The 22,969-nt window shown below is 32.1% G+C and carries 24 protein-coding genes and 1 CRISPR repeat array; of the genes, 9 read left to right on the forward strand and 15 right to left on the reverse strand.

Annotation, left to right across the window (positions count from 1 at the left end; translation table 11 throughout):
- Together kcuS and CIGN_RS08225 are read left to right on the forward strand one after the other, a co-directional pair.
- The gene (kcuS, locus tag CIGN_RS07305; RefSeq protein ID WP_086241795.1) at positions 1-201 is read left to right on the forward strand and encodes a KCU-star family selenoprotein; all 201 of its coding nucleotides are present in this window, start codon (positions 1-3) and stop codon (positions 199-201) included.
- The gene (locus CIGN_RS08225; protein WP_181892536.1) at positions 173-343 is read left to right on the forward strand and encodes a hypothetical protein; all 171 of its coding nucleotides are present in this window, start codon (positions 173-175) and stop codon (positions 341-343) included. Before kcuS ends, CIGN_RS08225 begins: the two co-directional genes overlap by 29 nt.
- Before the next feature lie 446 nt (positions 344-789).
- Here the strand turns inward: CIGN_RS08225 and CIGN_RS07310 are convergent, their stop codons facing one another.
- The 5 genes from CIGN_RS07310 to CIGN_RS07330 all read right to left on the reverse strand — a co-directional run bounded on the left by CIGN_RS07310 (position 790) and on the right by CIGN_RS07330 (position 5,493).
- Entirely contained in the window at positions 790-993 is a 204-nt protein-coding gene (locus CIGN_RS07310; RefSeq protein WP_086225614.1) for a hypothetical protein, read from the reverse strand.
- A 453-nt stretch (positions 994-1,446) separates the two neighbouring features.
- Complete coding sequence (locus CIGN_RS07315) at positions 1,447-2,634, reverse strand: glycine zipper domain-containing protein (RefSeq protein ID WP_086303035.1); 1,188 nt, start codon at positions 2,632-2,634, stop codon at positions 1,447-1,449.
- 15 nt (positions 2,635-2,649) lie between these two features.
- The gene (locus tag CIGN_RS07320) at positions 2,650-4,188 is read right to left on the reverse strand and encodes an AAA family ATPase (protein WP_181892537.1); all 1,539 of its coding nucleotides are present in this window, start codon (positions 4,186-4,188) and stop codon (positions 2,650-2,652) included.
- A gap of 1 nt (position 4,189) precedes the next feature.
- Entirely contained in the window at positions 4,190-5,200 is a 1,011-nt protein-coding gene (locus tag CIGN_RS07325) for a hypothetical protein (protein ID WP_086303039.1), read from the reverse strand.
- Positions 5,201-5,211: 11 nt separating this feature from the next.
- The gene (locus CIGN_RS07330) at positions 5,212-5,493 is read right to left on the reverse strand and encodes a hypothetical protein (RefSeq protein ID WP_086303042.1); all 282 of its coding nucleotides are present in this window, start codon (positions 5,491-5,493) and stop codon (positions 5,212-5,214) included.
- A 559-nt stretch (positions 5,494-6,052) separates the two neighbouring features.
- On the opposite strand from CIGN_RS07330, the gene fliR reads away from it, so the two are divergent.
- From fliR to argS, 5 genes are read left to right on the forward strand one after another with little or no spacing between them, the layout of a single operon-like run.
- A complete protein-coding gene (fliR, locus tag CIGN_RS07335) occupies positions 6,053-6,826 on the forward strand; it encodes a flagellar biosynthetic protein FliR (RefSeq protein ID WP_086225619.1) in 774 nt (257 codons plus the stop codon).
- A 60-nt stretch (positions 6,827-6,886) separates the two neighbouring features.
- Entirely contained in the window at positions 6,887-9,313 is a 2,427-nt protein-coding gene (locus CIGN_RS07340) for a hypothetical protein (protein WP_086303044.1), read from the forward strand.
- Complete coding sequence (gmk, locus tag CIGN_RS07345; RefSeq protein ID WP_086225621.1) at positions 9,313-9,924, forward strand: guanylate kinase; 612 nt, start codon at positions 9,313-9,315, stop codon at positions 9,922-9,924. The genes CIGN_RS07340 and gmk overlap by 1 nt, the downstream gene beginning before the upstream one ends.
- Positions 9,925-9,961: 37 nt before the next feature.
- Positions 9,962-10,174, forward strand: a complete 213-nt coding sequence (tatA, locus tag CIGN_RS07350) for a twin-arginine translocase TatA/TatE family subunit (protein ID WP_086225622.1) — start codon at positions 9,962-9,964, stop codon at positions 10,172-10,174.
- Entirely contained in the window at positions 10,174-11,769 is a 1,596-nt protein-coding gene (gene argS, locus CIGN_RS07355; RefSeq protein ID WP_086280460.1) for an arginine--tRNA ligase, read from the forward strand. Before tatA ends, argS begins: the two co-directional genes overlap by 1 nt.
- A 128-nt stretch (positions 11,770-11,897) precedes the next feature.
- On the opposite strand, the gene pseC is transcribed toward argS, so the two are convergent.
- Together pseC and dcd are read right to left on the reverse strand one after the other, a co-directional pair.
- A complete protein-coding gene (gene pseC, locus CIGN_RS07360) occupies positions 11,898-13,025 on the reverse strand; it encodes a UDP-4-amino-4,6-dideoxy-N-acetyl-beta-L-altrosamine transaminase (RefSeq protein ID WP_086303046.1) in 1,128 nt (375 codons plus the stop codon).
- Between the two features lie 9 nt (positions 13,026-13,034).
- Entirely contained in the window at positions 13,035-13,595 is a 561-nt protein-coding gene (dcd, locus tag CIGN_RS07365; protein ID WP_086239172.1) for a dCTP deaminase, read from the reverse strand.
- A gap of 121 nt (positions 13,596-13,716) precedes the next feature.
- On the opposite strand from dcd, the gene accB reads away from it, so the two are divergent.
- The gene (gene accB / locus CIGN_RS07370) at positions 13,717-14,166 is read left to right on the forward strand and encodes an acetyl-CoA carboxylase biotin carboxyl carrier protein (RefSeq protein WP_086253751.1); all 450 of its coding nucleotides are present in this window, start codon (positions 13,717-13,719) and stop codon (positions 14,164-14,166) included.
- Positions 14,163-15,500 carry an acetyl-CoA carboxylase biotin carboxylase subunit gene (locus CIGN_RS07375; protein WP_086246094.1) on the forward strand — a complete coding sequence of 446 codons (1,338 nt, stop codon included), beginning with the start codon at positions 14,163-14,165 and terminating at the stop codon, positions 15,498-15,500. Before accB ends, CIGN_RS07375 begins: the two co-directional genes overlap by 4 nt.
- Before the next feature lie 71 nt (positions 15,501-15,571).
- Positions 15,572-15,971: direct repeats of the CRISPR family, unit length 37 nt; unit sequence GTTTCAAACCGAGTTGATTTGTGGTATAATTTGCAAC.
- A gap of 212 nt (positions 15,972-16,183) precedes the next feature.
- On the opposite strand, the gene cas4 is transcribed toward CIGN_RS07375, so the two are convergent.
- From cas4 to nadD, 8 genes are all read right to left on the reverse strand, one after another.
- Positions 16,184-16,750 (reverse strand): CRISPR-associated protein Cas4, encoded by a 567-nt coding sequence (gene cas4 / locus CIGN_RS07380; protein ID WP_086225670.1) that lies wholly within the window; start codon positions 16,748-16,750, stop codon positions 16,184-16,186.
- The gene (gene cas2 / locus CIGN_RS07385; protein ID WP_086225671.1) at positions 16,751-17,020 is read right to left on the reverse strand and encodes a CRISPR-associated endonuclease Cas2; all 270 of its coding nucleotides are present in this window, start codon (positions 17,018-17,020) and stop codon (positions 16,751-16,753) included.
- Between the two features lie 121 nt (positions 17,021-17,141).
- On the reverse strand, positions 17,142-17,978 hold the full coding sequence (gene cas1, locus CIGN_RS07390) for a CRISPR-associated endonuclease Cas1 (protein WP_086303048.1): 837 nt from the start codon (positions 17,976-17,978) through the stop codon (positions 17,142-17,144).
- Positions 17,959-18,504 (reverse strand): hypothetical protein, encoded by a 546-nt coding sequence (locus tag CIGN_RS07395; RefSeq protein ID WP_086303050.1) that lies wholly within the window; start codon positions 18,502-18,504, stop codon positions 17,959-17,961. Before CIGN_RS07395 ends, cas1 begins: the two co-directional genes overlap by 20 nt.
- A gap of 116 nt (positions 18,505-18,620) precedes the next feature.
- Complete coding sequence (locus CIGN_RS07400; protein ID WP_143297692.1) at positions 18,621-20,006, reverse strand: HNH endonuclease domain-containing protein; 1,386 nt, start codon at positions 20,004-20,006, stop codon at positions 18,621-18,623.
- Between the two features lie 107 nt (positions 20,007-20,113).
- Entirely contained in the window at positions 20,114-21,793 is a 1,680-nt protein-coding gene (locus CIGN_RS07405; protein WP_086303054.1) for a hypothetical protein, read from the reverse strand.
- Between the two features lie 268 nt (positions 21,794-22,061).
- The gene (gene rsfS / locus CIGN_RS07410) at positions 22,062-22,388 is read right to left on the reverse strand and encodes a ribosome silencing factor (protein WP_086282656.1); all 327 of its coding nucleotides are present in this window, start codon (positions 22,386-22,388) and stop codon (positions 22,062-22,064) included.
- Complete coding sequence (gene nadD / locus CIGN_RS07415) at positions 22,378-22,926, reverse strand: nicotinate (nicotinamide) nucleotide adenylyltransferase (protein ID WP_086303055.1); 549 nt, start codon at positions 22,924-22,926, stop codon at positions 22,378-22,380. Before nadD ends, rsfS begins: the two co-directional genes overlap by 11 nt.
- Positions 22,927-22,969 lie beyond the last annotated feature (43 nt).

The raw sequence follows: 22,969 nt of genomic DNA on the forward strand, positions 1-22,969 counted from the left end.
ATGCAAATTTGGAGCAAAATATCAGCATTTTATAGAAAAATTGATAGGTTTTCCCACTTACTAGTGGGGATGCCTAGTTATGATAAATATGTAGAATATATGGAGAAATTCCATCCAAATCAAACCCCAAAAAGCCAAAGAGAGTTTTTCAAAGAGGCTTTAGAGAAAAAATATGGCGCCGGCAGCTCAAAATGCTGCTAAGCTAAATTTGAGAAGTAGACTATCTACTTCTCATCCATTAATGCATTTAATCAACTCACTTAAATTCACAAGCCACACCACGCAAATTCAGACAAATTTAATCAACTCACACCCCCCCCAATCAAATATAAAATTTCAATAAAATATAACAAAATTATCGCAAAATTCAAGATAATTAAATTATAAATAAAAGTATAATTAAATTCAAATAGTATTAAATTTAATTATAATATATATTTTATGACATATTTTAAGTTTAAATTCATTTTTTACTTCGCAGCTGAGTTAAGCCCAGCTTTGCGGCAAAATTTTCGCAATAGCAAAATAACCTTAAATGGTTATTTTGCGGCGAAAATTTGTGATAATTAACCTTGAAAGGCTTTTACAGGGGGTTAGGGGTTGTTAAAAAAAAAGGGGGGGGAGCCAAGGCGTTGCTATCTTTCGTAGCGTCGCAAACGATGATTTACATCGTTTTGCTCTCACGCTACTCAGCTGCCAAAAAAGCGCTCCCCTTACCCCTTAAAAGAAATAAGCGAATTCAAGAATTTAATATTTCTCTAAGATTTCAAATTTGCTAATAAATTTGATTTATCTTGCTCTAAAGATCCACCTGATAAAAAGAATAACCAATATCCCAATCAATATATATGGTAAATATTCGCCAAATATCATACCTAACAAACCAATAAGCGAAACAATAACCAGTATCGCCAATACAGCAAACAGATAGATAAGAACATTGACATATATCGCCAATATCGCAATTACTATAAAACCCAAAATAAAAAACACTGATCGCTCCTGAATTTGTAAATAACATTATAACAATTTATGGTATCTAACTTATAAAAATATCAATAAAAATTTAAAATCTAAAATGAAATTTAAATTCCAAAACAGGGTAGCTCATTTTGACTTTGCACGGCAACAAGTCGCCGTTTGCGACAGGGAGTTACACTCCCTTGATCCATCTAAAGCCCCACTTCGTGGGGTATCCCATTTTTAACATTCCAAATTTTCGCTACAAAACAACCATTTAAGGTTATTTTGCTATTGCGAAAATTTTATAAAAGTCTTTCAGAGTTGCTGCGCTGGGCGCAGATTTTAATCTTTCTTAAAACTCTTTGAGTTTTAAGAAAAAGTGGCGCTTTTGGAATTTTAAAATTCCAAAAACATTGCTCTATTTTAAAGCAAGTGGCTAAGTGATTTATGATGAAATTTTAGTTTGAGTATATTTTTACAAAATCAAAAGCCAAACCAACCAGCTATGCCACTGCATATACTTTTTACGCCTCCCCATGCTGCGCTAGCTACCCTTCCTATACCTCTTCCTACGGCTTTTACACCTTCTACTGCTACTTGCGTTACTTTTTTGGCTACTTTTGCGGCGCCTTGAACTACTTTTGAGCCTATGGCTTTTCCAGCCAATGTTCCGATAGTAGCACCGATAGCTGCACCAGCAGCCGTACCAGCAGGGCCAAATATACTCCCTAATGTTGCACCTATTTTAGACCCTACGGCCATACCTACTTTGCCAGTTGCTTCGCCTACTATTGTTCCGGCTGCGGTGGATGCTGTATTTATGGCCATATTACTGATCGCTTCTGTGGTGCTGATTTTCCCATCGGCTAATTCGTTTAGGGTCTTGATATTTTCTATACTACTAGATGCTATGCTGCCCATTACGCTACCTGTTTTTATAGGCATACGGTCTGTAGGCATCGTTTTTGCCAAAACGCTAAGGGCGCCACCGGTGATGATTTTAAGCTTATCGCTATTATCTGTGCCTTTTATAGTCTCATCTATGATAGCTTTTGCTTCATCTTTGACACCACCAGCTGCGACTTTTAAGATATTAGAAAATTTAAAATCTGGATTTTCTAATATATATTTACTAGCGCTTTGGGCGCCGCCTAGGGCTGTTCGTTTCAGGCTCTCCTCTGCAAACTCTTGGATTTTATCCATTATAGGAGAGCTGTTTTCTATCTCTTTTTCTATGATTTCTGGCTCTATGGCCTCTATATCTTCGCCTGAGCGCCTAGCTAACTCTAATGTATCATAGATATTTGCTTTTTTAAGATCTTTTGTCACGGCGCTTAAATCATCAGGATTTATAAATTTCTTAATTCTCTCCATAAGCCAGCTTTTTATGCTTACGCCTTTACTCTTGGCTTTTAAAAGATCTGCTTTTTCCTCGTTTATACATTTGATAATCTCTATTATATCATGCGTTGTAGCCTTGATCTCGTTTATATCTACATTTGGAAGCTCTTTTTGAATTTGGTTTTCTAGCCACTGATCTAGGCTGAATTTATCCCTGTTTTCAACATAGCTATTTAAAAATCTAGCCAAAGTAGCAGATAGTATCTCTACTTCTTTTTCGTTTAACTGCGTAGAATAAAATTTATCTAAGCTTTGATTTATTTTTGGCATTTTAAATCCTTATTATTAATCTTGCTTATCATCAATACTTGCTTTTTTGATATCCATTTTTGAGATTCTCTCTTTTAGGCTATCGATTTTATCTTTTAGGGTTACAGATATGCTTTTGGTTTCTTTTATTTTTTTAGTGATATTTTCTGTGCTTATATGTTCTCTGTCTTGGATAAAACTTTCTTCAAAGCTCTCTTTTATCACTGATTCTAAGTCCGCACCACTAAAGCCATCAGTAAGCTTAGCTAATTTAAAAACATCAATATTAGCTGTTTTTGTCTTGCTTCTGCGCTCTAAATGTAGCTTTAAAATCTCTTTTCGCTCTGTGAAATTTGGCAAATCGACAAAAAATATCTCATCAAACCTACCCTTACGCAAAAACTCAGGCGGCATACCGCTTAAATCATTTGCCGTCGCTACTACAAATACGGAATTTGACTTCTCTTGTAGCCAGGTCAAAAACTGCCCAAATAGCCTAACTGTCACCTCATGCCCATTGCCATTAGACATACCGGCAAAGGCTTTTTCTATCTCATCTATCCACAAAACACAAGGATTTATCTCTTCACTTAGCCTCAAAGCTCTTTGCATATTTGCTTCTGATTCGCCTATATATTTACCAAGTAGCCTACCCACATCAAGGCGCACAAGCGGAATCCCAAAAAGATCAGCCGTGATCTTAGCGCTTAGGCTTTTGCCACAGCCTGGCATACCGACTATCATCACTCCTTTTGGTATATCTACGCCGTATTTGCGCGCTTTGTCTAGGTTTCTTATGATATGGGCTTTATCTTTTAGCCATTTTTTTAGCACGCTAAGCCCGCCTAGATTTGCCATAGTTTCTTTGACTTCTATGATTTCTAGCATTCCTGATTTTTTGACAAATTGACTTTTTTGTGAGATGATAAATTCATTATCATCCCCATTTATCTCGCCATTTTGCTGATAAGCAAGGGCTAGAATTCTATCTATTTCAAATTTTGTCAAGCCTTTTAAATTTAAAGTAAGCTTATCAAAAAACTCATCTTTGATAGTGATACCATAATCATCTGCGAATTTTTGGATTATATCTTTTATCTCTTTCTCTTTTGGCACTGGGGTTTCAAATATGGTTATGTGATGCTCTAGTTTGGCTGGGATTGTCCTTTGTGTGCTTAGCAAAAACACTGTTATATAATAGTCATCATCATAGATATTTGCACTTGCTATCCTATCTAGCATAGCTATAATTTTTGGATTTTCTAGCTCGTCATCGGCGTTTTTTAATACCAAAAACATAGGCTTTGGTTCGCTATTTGCGCTGGCGAGTCTTGCTTGGTCATCCTTTTGTATTAAAAACTCCAAAAGAGCATTTTCTACTGGCAAACCACCACCATTTGGAGATTTGTTATCAAAGTCTATTTGCCCCAATGCTTCATTATACTCAAAGACCTCTCTACCATCATTTTTGGCTATCTCTCTTATCAAATTTTCATTTTGTCTAAAATCAATGCTAGGCATAAGTATAATGCTACAAAGCGACTGTATATATGAGTTTAGCTTTTGTATTACCATTTTATAGCTCCACATATACTATATAAGCATCATCATTTGAACTTTGAAAATTTAGCCCATTTAAAATAATAAATTCACCATTTATTTCTTCTTCTCCAAGTGCTTCGTTTGTCTCTCCAACTTTTGGGATTCGACTAGCTTTGGCCAAGCTAGATATCTCTAGCACCAAGACCTTTTTATTGCTAGCTACTAAATCTCTCCAAAGCCCTTCAGTAGAGCCTTTAAATACCTTTATCACATCGTCTAATTTACTATAATCAAATTCTAGTTTCTCATAAACAACTTTGCTAATAGCTTTAAAATACCCATAACGAAGGTAATCAATAGACTTTAAGTTAATACTTTTTAAATACTCTTTTGTTTCATCATCTACACCTATCTTTTCATCGCCAATATAGCAGTATTTATTATGATCCCCAGCTTCTTCTATATTTATATACGCCAAAAGCATTTTGCGGATTTTCTCTGTTCCTAGCCCAAAGATAAGCGCAAGTGGAGCATTAGTTTTAAATACACTAACAAGCGTTTGAAACTGCAATAAAAATAGATCAAAATAGTCGTTTTCTATGATTTTTAGGTTGCTTTTGATTTTTTCTACATTTTCACTATTTTTTATAATATCCCAAATTATATCGTGGAATTTATCGTGATACTCTCGTAAAAAAGATTTAGCGTTTTTGTCGAGATTTTCGTTGGTTTTTAGCAAATTTTCTTTGTATTCTTTGTAGTTGATATCAGCTAGAGTTATTTTAAGAGCGTTTTTATCAAGATCTTTGTCCATATCAAAGATTTCTAGAATTCCCTGTGCTAAAGCGAAATTATCGCTTTTTTCGCTTAGCTTGCTTATTTCTTTCAGTTCAGTTTCTAGCCCTTGGACTTCTAGCCACCGCATTAGTAAGCCACTTTTGAAATGCTCCATTATATCTTCTATATTGAAGTTGTTTTGTAGAGATTCTAGGCTAGATACACTAGCACCATTTACTTGGAGATTAAATTTAATTTTTTTTGCCATTTTTATCCTTTTTATAAAGTTATATATTCATCATCATTGCTGTTTTGCTTTTTGGATAGTTCTATCTTTCTATCTGCTAGGGATTGAGGCGTTTTTGCCATCATCTCTTTGCATCCTATCATTGCATTTAGCAACTCCTGTCGTTTAGCTTTTATTTCATTTTCTTCTGCTTCCACTTGTGCAGAAACTTGTGATATAGCAGTGCCAATAGCCGAAATAATATTACTTTGAGATTGTTGCCTAGTTTGTTCAGCTTGTTGTATAGCGGCTTCAATAGTCGAAAAAAATCCCATTTTCACTCCTTTTATATAATTAAAGTATTAGAATTTAGCTTATAATAAGCCAAATTCAATTTTGCTATGAAAATTTATTGCTAATCTTTTGGTGAAAAATATTATAATTATACCCCCCCTATAAAGCTAAGCTTAATTTGCTAGATGATGGGGCAAATTAAGCTATTTTATTTCCCAAATTTTTAGTAAATTTTGAAATTTATTAAAGACTCAAAAGAGATTTTTATAAAATGAGTAAATAGATGATACATAGCAGAGCTGCAGCTAAGCGCAGTGCAAATCACTACAACAAAGACTCAATCTTATTAAATTTAGTTTAATATGCAAACCTTAACTTGCATTTATATATTATTTGATTTTTACTTGCGATTTATTACCACAAAGATACAATGACTCCATAATACAAACGCTATTAGCGGCAATGTATTTGCAAAATTATATTAGTATTTTCATCATTTATTTTAGTATTTTTATGCTAAAAAATCTAAATTTATCTAAATATTAAGCCAAAATTTCGCAAAAACTAAGTATCATAAGCGCCAAATTAATTAGGTGAATTGTGGAATTTGTAAATTATTTAGGGCAGGAAAATGTCGTAACATTCTTTTTGCTTCTTGTGCGAACTGGTGCTTTGATGGTGTTTTTTCCATTTTTTAACCATATGCAAATTCCTATGACAATCAAAGCCACACTCTCATTTATGCTTACATTATATCTATTCCCGTTAGCTACTCCGCCAGCAAATTTAGATGGTATAAATGTTCAGTATCTTATACTTGAAGCACTCTCTGAGCTTATGCTTGGGTTATGTGTTGGGGTACTTTTGATGCTTGTTTTTGGCGCAGTGCAACTAGCAGGTGAGCAGATATCGATGATTATGGGATTTTCAATGGCAACAGTTATTGACCCACAAAGCGGAATAAATGCCCCACTAATCTCAAATATCTTAAATTTAATAGTTTTACTGGCATTTTTATTATTTGATGGGCATCATTTAGTGTTATATTTTTTGGCTTATGGACTTGAATATATCCCACTTGGTGGCTTCTATCCTGAGCAAAATATATTAAAATACGCTTCCCAAGGTATGGTAAATCTCTTTTTATATGGCTTTATAATCTCATTTCCGATTTTAGCACTTACTCTAATGTCGGATTTGATTTTTGGAATGCTTATGAAGACCATGCCGCAATTTAACCTACTAGTTGTAGGATTTCCAATTAAAATTACTATCGCTTTTGTTGTACTAATGGCGATTTTGGCCGTTATTGTTAAGGTATTTACAACACTAATGATGAGAGTTTTAAACGATTTACCAAGTTTATTTTTCTAAATAAAGCAATACATAATGAAAATTTGCGTAAAATAGCGTAATTTTTTTAAGGGGTAGTCTATGAAGGTGATTTTGCTAAATAATAATCCAGCAGTTTCAAAACTTGTGAGTGTGAGTTTAAATAAACTTGGATATACTTTTGCTGAGATTGATAATTTAGAGTATTTAACTAGCAATGATGCTGATTTAATTATATGTGATAGCGGGCTTTATGATAGTAAAATTAATTACTTAGAATATGCAAAAAATCAGCTATTTTTAATCCCTAGAAATCGAGCTGATGAGTATAATCTAGCTAAAAGCCAAACTCTACAAAAGCCATTTTTGCCAACTGATTTTATTGATGTAGTAAAAAGAATCTTAGTTGAGATTCCAAAATCAACTAAAATAGTAGAACCTAAACCTAGCGATATCAAAGTAGGGGATGAATTTGGTCAGATTCACACTAATGATAAGATAGATGTATTTAGCGATTTAAATAGCGATGAATTGCTTGATGATGTCAATAAACTACAAGATGATTTTGAAAATAGCTCATTCGATGATGAAAATCATGAAGAACAAGAGCTTGAGCAATTTGAGAATTTAATCGAAGTAGCTGAACCTGAGCTAGCTAAGGATGAATTTGATGATGATTTAGGACTTGATGATGAGTCTGGCAAGATTGAGAGCCTAATGGATAAATCAAAAGATGTTAATAATCTTACTGATGATTTAATGAGCGACAATAAAGAGTTAAATATTGCAACAGATGAGTTTAATCTAGATAACATAGATGATGAACTAGCTAAACTTGATAATTTAGAATATGAGACAGATAATTTAGCAGATAAAAACCTCAATAAATCAGTAGATGAATCACAAGCTAAAAGCGTAGATAATCAGATCAACGCAAATAACCAAATTCAAGAATTAGATGATGCTGATTTAGATCTAGATAATCCAGGTATCAAACTTAATAAGATAGATAGTTTAGATGATAAAAAAGAACTTGATACTTTAGATAATACAGATAATTTAGCAGATAAAAACCTCAATAAATCAGTAGATGAATCACAAGCTAAAAGCGTAGATAATCAGATCAACGCAAATAACCAAATTCAAGAATTAGATGATGCTGATTTAGATCTAGATAATCCAGGTATCAAACTTAATGAGATAGATAGTTTAGATGATAAAAAAGAACTTGATACTTTAGATAATACAGATAATTTAGCAGATAAAAACCTCAATAAATCAGTAGATGAATCACAAGCTAAGAGCGTAGATAATCAGATCAACGCAAATAACCAAATTCAAGAATTAGATGATGCTGATTTAGATCTAGATAATCCAGGTATCAAACTTAATGAGATAGATAGTTTAGATGATAAAAAAGAACTTGATACTTTAGATAATAAAGCCAGTGAGATTGAGGCATTAGATGATTTAAGCAACGATGAACAAATAATAGATAATTTAGATAATCAAGCGCAAGAATCAAGTCCAAGTAATGAACTTAATGATGAACAAAAGCAGCAAAATATTAAAGATATAACCAGCGAATATGAGAATATCAAGCTTGATATCTCAGCATTGGATGCACTTCCTGATGGCGATGGTGAGGTTGATAATGCCGAATTTGACACTACATTTAAAGATGAAATAAAAGATGAATCCGCTATAAAACCAGTTGGCAAACCAGAACTTGAATCTAAATTTCAAGATGACTCTGTGGCAGATTTGGCTGCTATACCACAAGAGATTACAGAATGTGATGAGATAGATAAAGAGTCAATTATCCAGCCTGAAACGGTTGCTAAGTTTGCGACTGATGAATTTGAACAAACTCAACCAGTACAAGAATCAAAGAGCGAATTTGAATTTAAAGATAAATCAATAGATGAATCAACTCAAAAAACTAAGCCAGCATTCTTGGTCGAAGAGATTGGCCTAGATAAATCTGATAATGAGCTAGATGATCTTGAGAGTGAACTAGCAGGTTTTGAGAACGATCTAGCAAATATTAAAAGTAGCCAAGATGATGAGCCTTTAGATTTTGATGAAAGTCAAGATTTTAATGAGCTAGCCGACGAAAATGACCAAGTTAAAGATGTTGAATACACTGAGAATTTAAACAAATTAAGCAGTATGCTTGATGAGATTGATAATATGGATTGTGAGAATAATATGAAAAACCAAGATTTAAGCAATAGTTATGAAGCTAGCACAATTGATGAGATAGAAGAAGCTGCTATAAAAGAAGCCCTTCATGAAGAAAATAACAAAGAAGATAGCCAAACCCAAAACGAACCAAAAGTTAATCAATCAGATAAGAACGCTGTAGAAAACAAAACAGAACCAAGCCAAAATGAACAAAAAGAGATAGCCCAAGTTCTAGCCTCACAAATTGGCGAGGGATTAGGAAGAGCATTTAGCACTAGCGCCTTAAAAGATGTATTAAAAGATATTAATATTAATATTAATATTAGTTTTGAAGGCAGATAATGAGCGGTCAAATTCTAATAATAAGCGGCCCAAGCGGAAGTGGAAAAAGTACGCTATTATCACGCTTAATGGCCGAATTTGACAATCTTTATTTTTCTATTTCTAGTACAACTAGAGAACCACGAGCTGGAGAGAAAAATGGGGTTGATTATAACTTTATTAGTACTGATGAATTTAAACAAGGAATTGAGCAAGGTAAATTTTTAGAGTGGGCAAATGTGCATAAAAATTATTATGGCACTAGCCTAGAACCAGTAGAAAAAGCTCTAAAAGATGATAAAATTGTGATTTTTGATATCGATGTTCAGGGCTTTCATCTAGCAATGAAGCAATATAAGGAGTTAATTACCTCAGTTTTTATAACTACAAAAGATAGACTCGAACTAAAAAAACGACTAATAAAGCGTGGCAGCGATGATGAGCAAACCATTGAAAATAGGTTATTTAACGCAGCTACCGAAATCGCTCACATTGGCGAATATGACTATCTTATCATCAATGATGATTTAGATAGTTCATATGAAAAACTTAAGGCAATTTTTATCTCTATGAGATCAAAAACACAAAGCTTTATCATAAATGATGTGATAGAGAGCTGGAGCGAATGCTAAATTTAACAAATTTAAATTTTTAATTAAGGAGAAAATTATGGGTAGTATGAGTATAAGTCACTGGTTGATAGTTTTAGCAATTATTGTTTTGCTTTTTGGTGCTAAAAAAATCCCTGAATTAGCAAAAGGTATGGGTAAAGGAATTAAAAGCTTTAAAAAAGAGATGGAAGATGATACATCATTAGAAAAAATCGAAAAAACTGAGGATACAACTCAAATAAAAAAAGATGAAACTCAAAAGAGTGCCTAATGAGTGCTAAAGATACTCTAAAAAATGAGATAAGCGCTATTTTAGGGCGTGAAGTTGTAATAGAAAAACCAAAGGATAAAACCCTAGCTCACTATGCTACACCACTTGCTTTTGGATTAGCTAAAGAGTTAAAAAAATCCCCAGTAGCTATCGCTGCTCAAATGGCGCAGCAATTTAGTTCGCCAAACTACGAAGTAACTGCCGTAAATGGATATATAAATTTCAAACTCAGTGGCGATTTTTTAGATTCTTTGGCTAATGATGCACTTAAAAGTGGAGATAAATTTGGCTCAAAAGAGATTACAAATCCTAAAAATATATTTTTAGAATATATAAGTGCCAACCCAACAGGCCCATTACACATTGGCCATGTAAGAGGCGCAGTCTATGGCGATACATTAGCTAGAGTAGCTAGACATATTGGCGTAGGAGTTCATACTGAGTATTATATCAATGACGCTGGCAATCAAATCGATCTACTAGGCATATCTATTACGCTTAGAGCAAAAGAGATTTTATTTAATGAGACAGTTGAGTATCCTGAGAAATATTACAGGGGTGATTATATTGATGAGCTAGCGCATAAAGCTTACGATAAATTTGGCAAAGAAATTTTTGAGTCAAGTCGTAACTCTGAATTAGCCGAATTTGCCAAAGATGAAGTTTTAAAAATTATCAAAAAAGACCTAGCTGATGCTGGAATATTCATAGATAATTGGGCTAGTGAAAAATCATATTATGATCAATTAGAACAAACTTTAGAGCAATTAGAAAAAAGCGGTCAAGTGTATAAAAAAGATAGCACCACCTATATCGCTTCAAGTAAACTTGGCGATGATAGCGACAGGGTAGTAGTACGAAGCGACGGCCGTCCAACATATTTAGCTGGTGATATTATCTATCATAATGTCAAATTTGCTAATGATTTTGATACATATATCAACATTTGGGGTGCAGACCACCATGGATATATCGCTAGATTAAAGGCTGCGATTAATTTTCTAGGTTATGATGAGAGCAAACTAGAGGTAATTTTAATGCAGATGGTAAGCTTATTAAAAGATGGTAAGCCATTTAAAATGAGCAAAAGAGCTGGAACATCAGTGTTAATGAGCGATATTTTAGCTGAGATTGGAAGTGATGCGCTTAGATTTATTTTCATATCTAAGGCTGGCAATTCAAGCTTAGAATTTGATATTGATGAGCTTAAAAAACAAGATAGTTCAAATCCAATATTTTATATCAATTACGCTCACGCTAGAGTAAATCAAATCTTTGCCAAAGCTAACAAGACTCCTGCAGATGTAGCTAATGCTTCACTTACAAATTTAAGCGATGATGGTAAGAATTTATTATTTGAAGCGCTTACCATGCCTGAAGTCTTAGAAGATGCTCTAAACCAAAGAAGTTTACACAAAATTCCTGATTATCTCAAATCGCTTAGTGCAAGTTTTCATAAATTCTATAACGAAAATAGAGTTGTAGGAAGTCAAAATGAAGATGAATTACTAAAGCTTTTTAGCGTTGTAGCACTTAGTATAAAAGTAGCATTAAATTTAATGGGAATAAAAGCTAAGGATATAATGGAAAATTAATCCCAAAGGCCTATATGCCCTTGGGGTTTTTAGTTTTAATTTATTATGATCAAAAATAATGCCATCTAAGATTATTGCGCTCTTTTTTAGAAAATAAATATCTTAGTATGGCTTTATCTCTTAATTTTTTAGCCGCAAACCGATTTACTAGTATAAATTTCTAATAATTCATTTAAATTCGCAATGACAAACTTAGCATCATCATCGCTCATCATCTGATGGCACGGCAGACTAAGCTCAGCTCTATAAAAATCCTCAGCACCATCTAATCTCATCTCGCCATATAAATTTTTATAAAAGCTAAATTGATAAGTTGGCTTATAATGCACTTGTACCCCAATGCCCATAGCGTGAAGTTCGTTATAGATATCCTCTTTTACGCACCATAAATTCGAGTTTAAAAGCACCGGATATAGATGCCTGGCACTTCTTATATTATCTGGGATATCTATCGTTTTTAGATATTTTGAGTTTTTAAAGGCATCATCATATATCTTAGCAATCTCATAACGCCTATTTATAAATTTATCAAGCTTTTTGATTTGGCTTAGCCCCAAAGCACACGCCACATCGCTTAAGCGGTAATTATAGCCTAGAGTTACCATATCCATATTCCAAGCCTGTTTTTTTACCATACCATGTGAGCGTGTGAGTCTAGCAGATTTAGCGATATTTTCATCATTAGTTAGCAAAGCCCCACCCTCAAAAGTCGTAATAGGCTTAATCGCATGAAAGCTAAAAATCGTAGCATCAGCCAAAGTGCCAACCATCTTGCCATTAATACTACTACCCAAAGCGTGACTAGCATCATCAATAATTTTAATATCTTGCTCTTTTATTAACGCTTTGATAGCATCCATATCTACTGGATACCCACCAAAATCCACAGCGGTTATAACCTTGGTTTTATCGCTTATTAACTCTTTTATAGAGGCTGGATTTATATTACCATTTAAGAGTACATCAGCAAATTTAATCCTAGCACCACACATTATAGCCGCATTTGCGGTGGCTGCGAAGGTTATAGGAGTGGTGATAACTTCATCGCCAGGTCCTACACCAAGTGCGATATATCCAGCGTGAAGTGCCGAAGTGGCTGAGTTCATCACCACAGCATATTTCGCCCCAGTAAGCTCGCACAAAGCACTCTCAAAATCCACCACACGATTTCCACAAGTTAGCATATCGCTTTTTAGCGCTTCTACCACGGCTTGTATATCATCATCTTCTATTTTTTGTCTGCTATAAACCATCATTTTAAACCCTTATTGTAGTATTCTTGGTAGGGTTATGCCAGTTTGGGATTGATATTTGCCATTTTTGTCAGCGTAGCTAGTTTCACAAATCTCATCCCCTTGTAAAAATAGCACCTGAGCTATCCCCTCATTTGCGTAAATTTTAGCTGGAAGTGGGGTTGTATTTGAAATTTCAATTGTGATATGTCCTTCAAATCCAGGCTCAAATGGCGTTACATTGACTATTATCCCACACCTTGCGTATGTACTTTTGCCAAGGCATATAGCTAGGGTATCTCTAGGCATTATGAAATACTCCACCGTCCTAGCTAAGGCAAATGAATTTGGTGGCACAATACAGATATCACCGATGAAATCAACTACATTTTTCTCATCAAAATTTTTAGGGTCTACAACTGTACCACCTACATTTGTAAAGATTTTAAATTCATTTCCAACCCTAATATCATATCCATAACTAGAAAGCCCATAGCTGACAACGCCACGACCGATATTCTCTTCACAAAATGGAGTTATCATCTTGTGTTCTAAGCTCATTTGGCGTATCCATTTATCACTTTTTAAACCCATAAATTTCCCTTTAAAATTAAATTGTAAGATTATAGCAATTTCTACTTTAAACTAAAGTTTAGCTTATTATTTAGATAATTTGGGTAGAATTATGAAATTTTACTTAATTTAAGGAGAATTTATGACAAGAGATGAGATTAAAGAGCTTATGAGCTTTTTTGATGAGACAAACATTAATAAAATTAAGATAAAAGATGGTGATTTCGTAATCGAGCTAGAAAAACATGAGCCATGCGAGCAAATAGCCCCAGCTCCAGCTTGCCCTACAATCCCAGCTCCAGCCCCAATCAATGTAGTAGTAAATGAAAAAACAGTAACTACTTCAACAGCAACTGATACATTAAACGCACCGATGGTAGGGACATTTTATATAGCTCCAAGTCCAGGCGCTCCAAGCTTTGTTAAGGTAGGTCAAACAGTGAAAAAAGGCGACACTATAGGCATTATAGAAGCGATGAAAATTATGAATGAGATTGAAGCTGAGTTTGATTGTAGAATTACAAAAGCCCTAATCGCAGATGGCCAACCGGTGGAATTTGGTATGGCGTTATTTGAGGTTGAAAAACTATGAGAGAGATTAAAAGAATCCTAATAGCAAATCGTGGTGAAATAGCTCTTAGAGCACTTAGAACTATCCAAGAGATGGGTAAAGAAGCAGTTGTAGTGCATTCTACAGCTGATAAAGATGCTCTTTATGTTAAATACGCTGATGCTAGTATCTGTATAGGTGGTGCTAGAAGTAGTGAGAGCTATCTACATATCCCAGCTATTATCACAGCTTGCGAGATTAGCGAAGCTGATGCGATATTTCCAGGTTATGGATTTTTGAGCGAAAATCAAAATTTCGTAGAAATTTGCGAAAAGCACAATATCAAATTTATAGGCCCAAGCGTAGAGGCTATGGCTTTAATGAGTGATAAAAGCAAAGCCAAACAGATGATGATGAGAGCGGGAATTCCAGTTGTACCAGGTAGTGATGGCGCTATCAAAGATATGGAAATGGCTAAAAAATTAGCTAGTGAAATTGGCTATCCAGTGATTATAAAAGCAGCCGCAGGTGGCGGTGGCCGTGGTATGAGAGTGGTAGAGAAAGAAGAGGATTTAGAAAAGAGCTTTTGGTCAGCTGAAAGCGAGGCTATGAGTGCCTTTGGTGATGGGACAATGTATATGGAAAAATATATCTCAAATCCACGCCACATAGAGGTTCAAGTCCTAGGCGATGAGTATGGCAATGTAATCCATGTAGGTGAAAGAGATTGCTCAATGCAACGCCGCCACCAAAAATTAATAGAAGAGAGCCCAGCAGTAATTTTAGATGATGAAACTAGGGCCCAACTCCACCAAACAGCCGTAAATGCTGCTAAAGCCATAGGATATACGGGTGCTGGGACTTTTGAGTTTTTATACGATCAAAGGGATAATAAATTTTATTTTATTGAGATGAATACAAGACTCCAAGTTGAGCATTGTGTAAGTGAGATGTGTAGCGGATTAGACTTGATAGAGTGGATGATACGAATCTCACAAGGCGAGAGATTGCCAGAGCAAAAAGATATCAAATTAAGTGGCCACTCAATAGAGTGTAGAATCACAGCCGAAGACCCAAAAAGCTTCACTCCAAATCCAGGTAAAATCACAAAATATGTCGCCCCAGGCGGTAGAAATGTCAGAATGGATAGCCATGTTTATGAGGGTTATAGCGTTCCGCCGTATTATGATAGCATGATAGGCAAATTAATCGTCCATGATATAGATAGAAATAGAGCTATTGCCAAGATGAAAGTCGCACTTGATGAGCTAATCATACAAGGGATTAAAACAACCAAAGATTTTCATATAAATATGATGAATAATGATGATTTTATCAATAATTTATATGATACAAACTATTTGGCAAAGCATTAAATTAATTTTAATTCCAAGCTAAATTAATTTACAATAAATTTAATGGTGTCTAATTTATAAACTAGACACCTATTTTAAGCTGAGTTGATTTGTGGTATAATTTACAACCTTCAAGAAAAAGATAAAGGCAAAAAAGGTGAAAAGTTTCAAACCGAGTTGATTTGTGGTATAATTTGCAACTATGGAACAAGTATTAAAACAATTTACTATCGCATTGTTTCAAACCGAGTTGATTTGTGGTATAATTTGCAACATGTTTAAATATTTGAAGCTTTGCTAACGATTTATCGTTTCAAACCGAGTTGATTTGTGGTATAATTTGCAACTTAATCCGCAATCTAAAGATGATTTTATTTATCAAAGTTTCAAACCGAGTTGATTTGTGGTATAATTTGCAACTATCAGTCTTAACCCTTTCATTTTTGCAAGGGTTAGTTTCAAACCGAGTTGATTTGTGGTATAATTTGCAACCTGAGCTAAATTTAGCCTATTTTATGGGCATTTGGCTATAGTTTAAAGGTCTTAATTCTTCCACTTTGAAAAAAAATGCTAAAAATAGCGAATTTGTGGAAAAATTTAGCTATAATACAAACGCAAATTATACTATAGATTAACTCTTTAGCGTTTGAAATCACCTAAAGGTGTTAACAGATCGGGGCAACTGCCATATGGCACCCCCGGTATCATTCTCTATCATCACAGTAGTTTTTAAATTCACACTGCATACAAGCAGCTATACTAGCACAACTTTGCGGAAATAGCTCTTGATTTAACATTTTATTAATCTTATCTATCGTGCTATTAAATTGGGCTAAATCATCACTGTTTATATCAAATATCTTAAATTTAAGATTATTACTACAAATTAGCATTATCTTAAAAAATGGTTTATTAAAATGCTTACTAGCTAGCTTTGAGTAGGCTATAAGCTGCATTTTAGTGCCTTTATTTAGTATTGGCTTGTTTTGATTTTTAAACTCAGCTACAATTATCTCATTTTGGCACTCTAGCACCAAATCTGCTACTCCTTGCATAGATGAATCTTGCAAATATAGATTGCTATATGCTTTTATAATTGGCAGCTTAAATTTGATAAATTTTCTATTTTTAAATAGTTCGTTTTGTTTATTGTGATATTGTGAGCCTGAGCTTACATACTCTGGATATACTGGCTTAATATCGCAAAATGTATAAAAATATAAAATCCTAGGACAAAATACAAATTGTCTAATATGGCTAACTAAAATCATCTAAATAATCTCATATATTTTACTCTCAAAACACTCTTTGGTATAGCCTAAAGTATCATTAAAATCTAAATTTACAGATGCGATAATCGCCTTATCGCTTTTAGCGCAATATTTAGATAAGAGTTCTTTAATGGCTAGCTTATCAGCTCGACTTAACTCCCCATAAAATACTGATTTTTGCACAGCTAAAAGCCCAAAATCTTTTAATCTTTCAAATAGCTTTGTCCTGTTTTTACTATTTTCTATATCGTAGCAGATTAGATATCTCATTTACCACCTAAATATGTATGATTTATACCTGCTATCACCACAAAAAAATGCTGAAATTTTATATACTTGGCGTTGGATAATACTTTCTAAAGTAAGCTTTTTGTGATTATAGATAAGTTTTTTATTTAATGAATTTAATATATTTGAAGCTATTACTTTTTTTTAATTCTGCATTTAATTCGCCTTTGAGAGATGAGCGAATTTTAATAATATTTCTATCTACTATAAAGCTTCTGTACTCCTCCATAATATCTAAGGCTAAAGATGGCTTGGCGCTTCGCATAGTATGTAAAACTCCAAAATATGGATTTAATCCGGCATTTATAATACTTTTATAGATTATATTTAATAGTATTGCATAGCCATAATTTAAAGCTTGATTTGATATTTCACTGCTTGCTCTTTTGGTGCGGTGTTCAAAACTAGATGGCAAAAGAGAGTTAAATTTGAGAAATTCAAAATATCTATGAGCAGCATTAGCCTCAATACTAAATATATCATTTGTGTCTATTATTTTTGAGCTTTTTAGTGTATCAATTGCTTTTTGCATAGCAATTAATGCAGTGTTTTTTTGCTCGTTATTTTTATTTCTAGAAAAGTATAAAATTGTAGAACGTTGATTTTTAATCTTTCCGATTATTAACTCTTTTGCTAGCATCAATCCCTTGGCATTATCTTTAGATGAAAATTGCTGTTTTAATACATTTACTCCTTTATGTTCATAAAGTGTATGCGTAGCACTAAATGTGTTAAAGTTTTGATAGAAAATCTTTATTCCACGCACACTACAAGCAAAGATTAAATCGCTAGAAATGGTTATACCGTTTGAATTTATAGATATGGTTTTTAATGATTTAAGGGCTATCTCTTTTATTATCTCTTTATTTTGATATATTACTATCCTTTGAGACTTTAATCCTAAAAATAGCCCAAAACTATTAATAACTAGATGTTTCATCGATTAAATTATCTAGCATTATTTTTTTATGTATAGCTGATGTTTGAGTGCAATATGTGATTATTAGGCTATCTTTTGTATCTTTGATTATGGTTATTTTATTATCTCTTGGTTTTCCTAATAGCTCTTTAAATTCACCATTTAAATATTTATCTATAAACTCATCACGGCTAGTTTGGTCAAGTAAATTATAATCTCCAATTTGGCTTTTATCAAATTCAACCTCTATATCGTGTCTATTGGCTTGAGAGATTATATACTCAAGTTTTATAATAGCTGATGGGAGATTTTTGGTTACTAGAAGTTTGTAAATTTGCTTTATATTTTTAGATTTTAATTCAATTATATTTATTATATCTGCTATTTTACGAGGCAATATATTTTTACTAAAAAATGGAATTTTGATTATATTTTTACTATCTAAATCTATATATGTTTTAGTGGCTATATCGGAATTCACAAGTCCAGCATATCCGCCATTTTGCCTTATGATATAGTTAGGACTTTTAATTGCTTTTATAGGCAAAGAGTAGATTATACGAGATTTATTTCTACTTCTTTTGGCTTGTTTGGTATAAAAACACTCTTTAAACAGCTCTTTTATCTCTTGGTGTTGTAATATATTTTTGCCATCTTTTATCTCTATAATCTTGCTTTCATTTGCTTTAAGATATGATAGAATTTATCTATATTTTTGGTTTTTATTTTTGCATCTGGTACTTTTAATTCATTTTTATTATTAAAAAACATACTACTTTTATCTTCATCTTTTATAATAGCAAATATATCTTTTCGTATATAAGAACATAGATGATTGTCTAGAAATTTAAGTTTATTTAATAATTTAATATCGCCTTCATTAAAGGCTTTAAATAATAGATCAAAAACTTTATGTGTACTTATATAAAATTTACCTGATTTAAAATCGCTAGTTATAGCAACCTTTTTGCCATTTTCTTTAGTATGCAAAAGCCCAAGATCAAGCAAGATATTAGCTTCTTTATCTTTTAATATATTGGCATTTTCATAAACTAGCGAATATACACCATCATCAAATAGCTTTTTACGAGATATTTTATTAGAGTTTAACTCTAGATATTTTTTGCTTTGCATAGTCATTTTATTGCTATACTCTGGCTTAATATGATTATAGTTATACTTAAACTCACGCTGACCTTTTGAGTTTTTTATTAATTTACTATTAGCATAATAAAATACTATACTAGCATCAATGCAGTGACTATGACTATCTTGAATTTTAGCTTTTTGTAGCTCTTTATCTTCTTTGCTTAGTTCGCTTCTAATTGCGCTTACTAGTTCTGCATTGATGAAATTAACACTAAATTCAATATCTTGATTTGATTTATTTAGCTTATCTTTTACCTTTTGTATTAAAAGATTTACAAAACGCTTTTGAGTGCCATTAGAGTGAGTTTTGATTCTATCTAGTTTTAAAATTTCAAGCGCTTTAGTAAAGCTATCTGAATTTTTATAAAATAGAGCATGTCTAAGTGCGATCTGTTCTATGCTATTAAGATTATCAAAATTTGTAAATTTATTAATATTTATCTTTGCCATCTGTGTATCTATAAAATTCTTAAATTCATCAAGATTTTGTACTTTTATAATTTTATAAATTGAATTTAAATAATTTTGGTGTAAATTTTCTAAAGTATAGCTTTGATTGCCCTTTTGTAAATTAGCAGTAGAGCTAGCTGGGATTAAATTTGCCCTAGAATTATATAAGCCTTTAGAACGAGGCAAGATATGATCATATTCGCAGTTAATCTCATCTATCTTTTGGCCTGAGTATGGACAGATCATATCTTTTGATTTTTGGCGTTTGCTTATTAAATTTAAGTCGCTAGCACTATTTTCAAAACTAAATTTATTCATCTCTACATTTATAGTTATATATGAAATATCTTTTAAAATTTCTGGCTTAATAGCGGTGCTAATTTCATATGCTAAACGATTTAGATACATCTCTATTTTGCCATTAATAAGTCTAGCCGAATTAGCTGGCAATCTAGTACAAATGGCATTTTGTGAGCCAGAACGAATTAAATTTTCTAAAGTATGGCATTTGCAAGTTTTTAAAAATCCACGATTTTTTTCATCATAGATTATATCTCCTAACTGGCCAAGATAGTTGATATTTGTATTAAATTATTTTTATCAAATGGATGCTTAAACTCAAATACGCTATTGTGGTTATTGATATTTTGAGCTACTTTTGGATATAACTCTAGGATTGTTTGAATATCTTTATCGTTAATTTCATCATTATTTAGATTATGATAGAAGCTATTTTGGTAACTCTTTTTTAATTCATTTAAATCTCTAAAAAACCCTTTATAGCTCCTATTGCCTTTTATCTTATTTTTTAGCATAAACTCTTCTAGGTTAATTACGTCATCTTTAGTGATATTTTTTCCAAAAAGAGCTGAAATAAGTTCATTTTTATTTCTATTTTTATGTGGCGTATTTTTGCCACATGGAATTAATAAATCATTAGTTATTATTCCTTTTTTTGCGTTATCTACTTCGTTATAGTATCTCCTAGCAAACTCCTTAAATTCCCTAATTTCATCACTATTTAACCTAAAAGTATCAGCAAATATTTTGCTATTATTATCAAGAGCTCTTGGATATAAGGCTACATCTATTAGACTCTCTTTTGAGATATCTAATACTCTTTGTAAATATTTAGCGATATTATTTTCATTTATATCATTAAGGCTGATTAACTGGCCATTTTCATCTCTTCTTATATGCGTAAAATCATCGCTATTTAAAATTTTATAAGTTAAATTTGCTAGACTAGGAGTAATTTTATCAATATTTAACATCAAAGTATTGCATTTTTGTGGATTTTTATTTTTACGATTTTCGTATGGCGGGATAGTAATTACTGGATCGATACTTTTTAAATACTCTAAAGCCGATTTTGTCTTTAAAGAATTTAGCATATTTAGTTTATTGTTATTTTGTATATCAGTTATATACTCCATATAATTGATATTTCTTATTATATTTTTCTTTAGCTTTGCATCATCAAAATTTATATTATCTAGATATTTATTATTAAAATACCTTCTTAAAATTCGAGTTTGAAAATTTGAAATATTTCCAACAAAATTATAAAATTCATCTAAATTATCAAATTTATCAGATTTTTGGATTATAAATTCACAATCTTTATAAATTAACTCTTTTATATCTTTTAAGTAGCTAATTCTATGCTTATTATTTTTATCAATTTCATTGCATATACTTTGAATTAGACTTTGTATATTTTTACTAGCTTTTATGGCTTTTTTATTTTCTTTATCTATATTAATTAAAATTTGACTTTGAGTATCTAGGATCTTTTTAATTTCATCATTTGAATGATCTACAACTATCTCATTTATAATTTGTTCAAATTCATCTTTATTTTTACTAAGCCCAAATATATATCTATCTAAACCATTTAAAAACTCAACCACATCATCATCTAAGCTTTCATTAAATTCGATATTATGATAGTTAAAACCACGATTTTTAAAAAGCCCATAAATTGTCTCTATTTGACTTTGACTCAAACCATCTATAGGCAAAATCTCATTAAGTAATCTTAAAATAAATCTATCCCTATCATAACTACGCCTAGCATGGCGACGTGCTGTTCTATCGCTTTTGGAAAATGTTAAATTTTTATCAAAATATATATTAAACGCATTTTTATAAATTATAGAATTTTCATTTGTAATAGCGATAAACACGCCATTATTTGCAGCACCCATATCTACATTTATAGACAATTCATACATAAACAACTCCAACTATATAAATGATTTTGATTTTAATGAAATTTGGCTTACAATGGTTTAAAATATAAAATAAGTTTAGAAAATTAAGAAAAAATTGATAACTAAATATCTGTAATACTAACTAGCTTATCTATAGTGCGATATTAAATTTATTAAGACTCAAAATTGCTACTAGCTTTTGATTTGCTAGTAGCTACAATAATTAAAGCGATTAAATTTTAATAAAATAATCTCTTTAATTATATCCAAAATACGCCTGGTTTAAAACCTAATTTCCTTTAACGCTTAACTCTTTTAAGAACTCTTCTATATTATACTTAGCTCTATAAGTTTCACTCATTAAATGTATCATTATATCGCCAAGATCTATTACAGTCCAATCATCGCTACTTTCTACACCTAAAAAATTCTCACCGGCTGGTTTTAACTCAGTTTTTAAATCATCTAACAAAGCAGCCCCATGCCGTGCAGCCAAAGTAGTAGCTACAACTACAAATTTACTTAAATAATCCCTACCTTGCATATCTATAACTTCGATATTTTCAGCCTTTTTTTCATCTAAAAGCTTAACAATTCTATCTATTCTATTTTGCATTTTTATCCTTATAAAATTTCTCAACACTATCTAAAATAGCAGTTGGAATATGCTTAAAATTTAACTCAGATTTAATCTTTGAAGATGAGATTTTAACATTTATATCTAGTTTTTGCAAATTTTCATCTATTTTAATACCATCTCTACACGCTACAACAAAGCTTACTAATGCTTTTAACTCATCATATCTATGCCATTTATGCAAGCTATTCAGCTGATCAGCACCGATTATTAAATAAATTCTACTAGCATTAAATTTATTTTTAAAATAGCTCACACTCTCTATTGTAGCCACCGGTCGATTTTGTGAAATTTCATAATCACTTATTATAATTTTTTCATCCAGATTAGACCAAAGCTCATTACACCACTGAAGTCTCAAAAGCGGTGGCGCACCAAATTCGCTCTTAAAAGGGCTTAAAAATGTTGGAATAATAATAAGTTTATTAATATTTAAGCTCTTTAAAACCTCTTTTACGATCATATCATGACCCAAATGTGGCGGGTCAAAACTTCCACCAAAAATAGCTATATTCAATTTTTTTTAACCTTTTTTTTAGTAAAATAGCCAAATTATACCC

It is taken from the genome of Campylobacter devanensis (assembly GCF_002139915.1).
In the GTDB taxonomy this organism is placed as follows: Bacteria; Campylobacterota; Campylobacteria; order Campylobacterales; family Campylobacteraceae; genus Campylobacter; species Campylobacter devanensis.

Bases quoted from the DNA above. Each gene is read 5' to 3' on its own strand.
- kcuS (WP_086241795.1), top strand. From the start codon at position 1: ATGCAAATTTGGAGCAAAATATCAGCATTTTATAGAAAAATTGATAGG.
- CIGN_RS08225 (WP_181892536.1), top strand. From the start codon at position 173: ATGGCGCCGGCAGCTCAAAATGCTGCTAAGCTAAATTTGAGAAGTAGA.
- CIGN_RS07315 (WP_086303035.1), bottom strand. From the start codon at position 2,634: ATGCCAAAAATAAATCAAAGCTTAGATAAATTTTATTCTACGCAGTTA.
- CIGN_RS07320 (WP_181892537.1), bottom strand. From the start codon at position 4,188: ATGGTAATACAAAAGCTAAACTCATATATACAGTCGCTTTGTAGCATT.
- CIGN_RS07325 (WP_086303039.1), bottom strand. From the start codon at position 5,200: ATGGCAAAAAAAATTAAATTTAATCTCCAAGTAAATGGTGCTAGTGTA.
- CIGN_RS07330 (WP_086303042.1), bottom strand. From the start codon at position 5,493: ATGGGATTTTTTTCGACTATTGAAGCCGCTATACAACAAGCTGAACAA.
- CIGN_RS07340 (WP_086303044.1), top strand. From the start codon at position 6,887: ATGAAGGTGATTTTGCTAAATAATAATCCAGCAGTTTCAAAACTTGTG.
- gmk (WP_086225621.1), top strand. From the start codon at position 9,313: ATGAGCGGTCAAATTCTAATAATAAGCGGCCCAAGCGGAAGTGGAAAA.
- tatA (WP_086225622.1), top strand. From the start codon at position 9,962: ATGGGTAGTATGAGTATAAGTCACTGGTTGATAGTTTTAGCAATTATT.
- argS (WP_086280460.1), top strand. From the start codon at position 10,174: ATGAGTGCTAAAGATACTCTAAAAAATGAGATAAGCGCTATTTTAGGG.
- pseC (WP_086303046.1), bottom strand. From the start codon at position 13,025: ATGATGGTTTATAGCAGACAAAAAATAGAAGATGATGATATACAAGCC.
- dcd (WP_086239172.1), bottom strand. From the start codon at position 13,595: ATGGGTTTAAAAAGTGATAAATGGATACGCCAAATGAGCTTAGAACAC.
- accB (WP_086253751.1), top strand. From the start codon at position 13,717: ATGACAAGAGATGAGATTAAAGAGCTTATGAGCTTTTTTGATGAGACA.
- CIGN_RS07375 (WP_086246094.1), top strand. From the start codon at position 14,163: ATGAGAGAGATTAAAAGAATCCTAATAGCAAATCGTGGTGAAATAGCT.
- cas4 (WP_086225670.1), bottom strand. From the start codon at position 16,750: ATGATTTTAGTTAGCCATATTAGACAATTTGTATTTTGTCCTAGGATT.
- cas2 (WP_086225671.1), bottom strand. From the start codon at position 17,020: ATGAGATATCTAATCTGCTACGATATAGAAAATAGTAAAAACAGGACA.
- cas1 (WP_086303048.1), bottom strand. From the start codon at position 17,978: ATGAAACATCTAGTTATTAATAGTTTTGGGCTATTTTTAGGATTAAAG.
- CIGN_RS07405 (WP_086303054.1), bottom strand. From the start codon at position 21,793: ATGTATGAATTGTCTATAAATGTAGATATGGGTGCTGCAAATAATGGC.
- rsfS (WP_086282656.1), bottom strand. From the start codon at position 22,388: ATGCAAAATAGAATAGATAGAATTGTTAAGCTTTTAGATGAAAAAAAG.